General features: G+C 65.9%; 4 protein-coding genes. 3 read left to right on the top strand and 1 reads right to left on the bottom strand.

All coding sequences use genetic code 11. The features are described from left to right. The coding region (locus EN994_RS24045; RefSeq protein WP_164746127.1) for an acyltransferase family protein at positions 1–1,414 on the top strand (1,414 nt) is incomplete at its 5' end. Between the two features lie 113 nt (positions 1,415–1,527). Next, positions 1,528–1,833 (top strand): hypothetical protein, encoded by a 306-nt coding sequence (locus EN994_RS24040; protein ID WP_027160843.1) that lies wholly within the window; start codon positions 1,528–1,530, stop codon positions 1,831–1,833. Positions 1,834–1,888: 55 nt separating this feature from the next. Here EN994_RS24040 and EN994_RS24035 read toward each other — a convergent pair whose 3' ends face one another. After that, positions 1,889–2,491, bottom strand: a complete 603-nt coding sequence (locus EN994_RS24035; protein WP_063168642.1) for a DUF6456 domain-containing protein — start codon at positions 2,489–2,491, stop codon at positions 1,889–1,891. A gap of 251 nt (positions 2,492–2,742) precedes the next feature. On the opposite strand from EN994_RS24035, the gene EN994_RS24030 reads away from it, so the two are divergent. Beyond that, the gene (locus EN994_RS24030) at positions 2,743–3,024 is read left to right on the top strand and encodes a DUF982 domain-containing protein (protein WP_013530587.1); all 282 of its coding nucleotides are present in this window, start codon (positions 2,743–2,745) and stop codon (positions 3,022–3,024) included. Positions 3,025–3,237: the final 213 nt, after the last annotated feature.

Here is a 3,237-nt window from a genome sequence, read left to right as displayed (position 1 = left end):
GACCAGCGCGGCGCCGGCCTGGGCCTTCTATTTCTCGCCGCTGCGCGCCTGGGAGTTCGCTGCCGGCGGCCTGGCGACGCTGGTCCCCATGGCTTTGCTGCAGCACCGCATCTGGCTGCGGCCAGCCCTTGGCTGGCTCGGCCTGGCGCTGATTGCGACCGCCTATCGCCTGTTGAGCGAGGACCTGCCCTTCCCCGGCTGGTATGCACTGCTGCCGGTTGCCGGCACCGTGCTGGTGCTGCTGAGCGGCGGCTGCGGGGAACAGACCAACGGGCGGACCGACCGGCACGTCCTTGGCCCGGCCACCGCTTTGTCGCTGCCGCCCTTGCAATGGATCGGCACGCTCTCCTATTCGCTCTATCTCTGGCACTGGCCGGTCATCGTCTACGCCGGGATGCTGACGCCCGATCTTACGGTGCCGCAGCGGCTGGGCTGCGGCGTGCTGGCGCTGGCGCTGTCGGTGCTCACCTATCACCTCATCGAGAACCCGGCACGACGCGGCGCCTGGCTGACGGTGGGCGCTCGCGCGCTCGCACCCGCGCTGGCGCTGACCGGTGCCGGCGTGGCGGTCGCCTACGCCAATGCGCATCTGGCCACGCGCAACATCGGTCCCGAGCAGCGCGGCATCGAGCAGGCGGCCGAAAGACCTTCCATCGCGCGGGCCGTCGACAAGAACTGCCTGGCCGACTTCCAAACGGTGACGCCGAAACCCTGCACATTCGGCCCGGCCGATGCCACCCGCACCATCGTGCTGTTTGGCGATTCGCACGCCGACCACTGGTCGACGCCGCTGATCGAAGCAGCCAGGCGCAACGACACCAAGGTGGTCACCTACCTCAAATCATCGTGCCGCGCCTCGCGGCTCTCCACCTTCAACACGGTGCTGAAGCGCGACTACACCGAATGCGACGCCTGGCGCGAGCAGGCCATATCAGAGATCATCCGCCGCAAGCCGCGCCTGGTGGTGATCTCCGAATTTTCCATCGGCAATCTGACCCGCGATCTGCCCGCCGCCGAACGCACCGCCGAAGTGGCGCGCTGGCAGGCCGGCCTGCGCTCGACCTTGCAGGCCTTCAGCCGGGCCGGTGTCGAGACGGCAGTCATCCGCGACACGCCGATCAACGCCAGCTTCGCCGGCTCCTGCGTGGCGCGCACCCTGTGGTGGCGCGAGGCACCCTCGCCGCACTGCGACACGCCAAGGGCCGAAGCCGCCAACGACAGCACCGCCGCCACCGAGCGCGCCGTGGTGACCAGCGTGCCCGACACCCGCTACATCGACCTCACCAACCAATTCTGCGGCCCGACCTCCTGCCACGTCGTCATATCAGGCAAGCTGGCGTTTCGTGACAGGCACCATCTGGCGACGGGCTTTGCCGAGACACTGGCGGGGCCATTGGAGAGGGCCTTGTTTTAGGCGCCTGGGCATCTGCGCCCCGGTCTGTATTGTTCGTCACATCTTACGAATCTGTGGAACGAGGCTGCAACTCGGCAGTTATATATTAGCCTAACCTTGAAAAGGAGGCAGCTATGAAAAAGCTCCTGCTTGTTTCGGTTATCGCCATTGCTTCGGCGGCGGCGATGATCGCCCCCGCCGACGCCCGCAGCCGTATCAGTATCGGCATTGGCGGCTATGCAGACGACTATTACGGCGACGATTATTACAATGGTTACGACTATGGCGATCGCTACTATCGCCCTTATTACCAGTACGACGCCTATGACAACGGCTACAGGCCGCGCTATTACCACCGTCACCACCGTTGCCACATCGCACTGGTCAAGCATTGGCGCCATCACCACAGGATCGTCGAGGAAATCCGCGTCTGCCGATGATCTGATCCTGTGAAAAATGATCCGGCCGGCGCCGCCGGCCGGATATTTGCGCCGCTCACCCCACCCGCCTCCTCATCATCATCCCGTAATGCACTGCCAACAAATCCAGCCCCACCTTCAGCAGCTTCGTCACCACGTTCCGGCCCTCGCCGGTCTGCTCGGACAGGCGCTTGAGGGAACCGTCCGCGCAGCAGACTTGTCGTACCACGGCGGCCACCTCCCAATGGCCTAGCGCTCTTGTGGCGGCGGCATAGGCCCTGCCGGCGTCGAGAACGCTGTCGGCGATGCCGCCGCCCTCGCGGCCGCCGTCGATGCGCTCGGTCCAGCGCATCGGCTTGACATCAGCCTGCTGACTGCAGCGGAAATCCTCGCGGTAGCGCAGGCCTGCCTCGCGCTGCTGGCGCGACAGCGAAGTGATGCCGACGAGCGCATCGATGGCGCGCAGCCGCACGATGCCGCCGGTCGCGGCGTAGCCGTCATTCGACACTTCGTAGACACGCGCAGCCTCCAGCGTGCCCGCTGCCAGCCGCTTGCGGCCGAGGGCGTCATCCCTGAGCGCGAAATCATGGCCGATCTCGCGGCGTATGCGCACCTGCTCGGCCTCGCCCTTCGGCAATTTCGGCGCCTGCGGTTTTGCGGGTCTGGTCTTTTTGCTCATGGGAGGCTCCTGGTTGGGATGGTGGTGGGAGGCCGGCACGTGGCGATCCTTCGCGCGCCCTCGGCCCTGCCGGGCATCTTCCCACGCGGTGGCAGAGCGGAGCGGAGCGCTGCTCGGTTGGCCTTCAATGAACCGGAGGTCGTCGCCTCTTCGCCGCCGCGCCAGCATCCCTGTCGTCCGGCATCCAGGCTGATGGAACCGGCGCGAGCTTTCGACGTTATGTCGCGTCCATGCCAAGGGGAGGTTCGCCGATGACAGCCTTCATGCCGGTTACCGTGCGCTTTTGCGACAACAAAACCATGCTGGTCAGTTCGGTGGCCGGAGCCGCCGAGGCACTGCGCCACCAATGGCCCGACAAGACAGCGCCTGGCTATCTCGAGGCTTCCCGGCTGGTTACGCTCGCCGTGGACGGCATCTGCTGCCAGCGCATCGCGTTCGACGCCTTCACCAGGGCGGCCAAGCAGCAGAACATCCTGGTCGACAGGCCCAAAAGCCGCGCCCATGACTGGCTGGATGCGGTGGCTAGCCCGTGAGGAGCGGGCGCCGCCCGAAAAATTGATGCAACCGGCCCCCAGCGGGGCGCGTTTATGGGTGCGGTAGCTGGAGCCGCGCGCAAAGCGAAGGTGAACGCCGTGGGTACGATGAAAACCGGAGTGCCGCTCAAAGTGCGGGTGGAAGATGAGATCGAAGAGATCGACAGCGTCAGCGAAGCCGCCGATTTTCTCCAGCGCTGGCCGCTGGAGCGG

It is taken from the genome of Mesorhizobium sp. M7A.F.Ca.CA.002.09.1.1, assembly GCF_003998555.1.
Taxonomy (GTDB): Bacteria; Pseudomonadota; Alphaproteobacteria; order Rhizobiales; family Rhizobiaceae; genus Mesorhizobium; species Mesorhizobium ciceri.
The sequence above is the reverse complement of the archived record's forward strand: the minus strand, read 5'-3'. Positions and strand labels throughout refer to the sequence as shown.

Coding starts and splice junctions, on each gene's coding strand:
- EN994_RS24040 (WP_027160843.1), top strand. CDS start 1,528: ATGAAAAAGCTCCTGCTTGTTTCGGTTATCGCCATTGCTTCGGCGGCG.
- EN994_RS24035 (WP_063168642.1), bottom strand. CDS start 2,491: ATGAGCAAAAAGACCAGACCCGCAAAACCGCAGGCGCCGAAATTGCCG.
- EN994_RS24030 (WP_013530587.1), top strand. CDS start 2,743: ATGACAGCCTTCATGCCGGTTACCGTGCGCTTTTGCGACAACAAAACC.